Source organism: Paracraurococcus lichenis (assembly GCF_030657435.1).
Lineage (GTDB): Bacteria > Pseudomonadota > Alphaproteobacteria > Acetobacterales > Acetobacteraceae > Paracraurococcus > Paracraurococcus lichenis.
This window is the reverse complement of record NZ_JAUTWS010000294.1, coordinates 1-1,416: the sequence shown is the minus strand read 5'-3', so window position 1 is coordinate 1,416 and position 1,416 is coordinate 1. Positions and strand designations below refer to the sequence as shown.

At 69.6% G+C, this 1,416-nt stretch carries 1 protein-coding gene; it reads left to right on the top strand.

The window, feature by feature from the left end; all coding sequences use genetic code 11:
- Positions 1-1,416: IS66 family transposase (locus Q7A36_RS39795; RefSeq protein WP_305109320.1), on the top strand; the 1,416-nt coding region annotated here is incomplete at both ends.

The following is a 1,416-nucleotide window of genomic DNA, read 5'->3' as shown; positions in this document are numbered from 1 at the left end:
GAGGAGATCGCCCGCCTCAAGGGGCTGAAGGGCCGGCCGGTGATCAAGCCGAGCGGCATGGACCAGGCCACCGAGCCGACGCCGCCGCGCGGCGGTAAGAGCCGTCGCCGGCGCGGCAAGGTGACGCTGCTGGTGCCGGTACAGGAGCGGGTCCTGCCCGCCACGGCACCGTCCGGCTCGCAGTTCCGCGGCTACCAGGATTTCCTGGTGCAGGATCTGGTGCTGCGGACCGAGGCGGTGCGCTACCGCCGCGAGCGCTGGCTGACGCCGGCAGGGCAGCTGATCGTGGCGCCGTTGCCGGGCGGGGTGGATGGCCATTTCGGGCCGGAGCTGCGGCGCTACGTGCTGGCCCAGTACCATCAGGGGCAGACCACCGTATCGCGGCTGGTGGCGCAGTTGCGGGCGGTTGGGATCGCCATCTCCAAGCGACAGGTCGTGCGCCTGCTGATTGCCGACCAGCAAGCGTTCCTGGACGAGAGCCAGGCGGTGCTGCGGGCCGGGTTGGAGACTGCGAGCTGGGTCACCGTGGACGACACCGGGGCGCGGCACCGGGCGGTGAACGGCGTCTGCACGCAAATCGGCAACGACCACTTCGCCTGGTTCGGCACCACGACCAGCAAAAGCCGGCTGAACTTCCTCGAGCTGCTGCGGGCCGGGCATGCGGACTACGTCGTGAACGCCGAGGCACTGGCCTACATGCGCGAGCACGCCCTCGCTGGCTCGGTGATCGCCCGGCTGGAAGGTCATCCGCAACGCGTCTTCCCAGACCAGACAGCCTGGGCTGCGCATCTCGAGCGGCTCGGCATTACTGTCCTGACGGTCACGCCGGATCCGGTGCGCCTGGCCACCGAGGGTGCGCTCTGGGGCGCCATCAAGGCGCATGGCCTGCTGCCCGAGACCGTGATCGTCAGCGACGATGCCGGGCAGTTCAATCTCGGTGAGCACGCCCTGTGTTGGGTCCACGCCGAGCGTCTCGTCCACAAGCTCGACACCTTCACCGACCAGCAGCGGACCGCCCAGGCCACCATCCGCGACCTGATCTGGTGGTACTACGCCGACCTGAAGGCCTACCAACGCGAGCCCAGTCGGCGCCGCCGGAGCGAGTTGCGCGCCCGCTTCGACCGGATCTTCCAACGCCGCACCGGCTTCGTCGTGCTCGACCGCTTGCTCGAGCGTCTGCATGCCAACAAGGCCGAGCTGCTGCAGGTGCTGGACCACCCGGAGATCCCGCTGCACACCAACGGCTCGGAGAACGACATCCGCACCCAGGTGACCCGCCGCAAGGTCAGCGGCGGCACCCGCAGTGACCCGGGCCGCGACTGCCGCGACGCCTTCCTCGGCCTGGCCAAGACCTGCACCAAGCTCGGCCTCAGCTTCTGGGACTACCTCGGCGACCGGCTCCGCATCCCAGGCCAG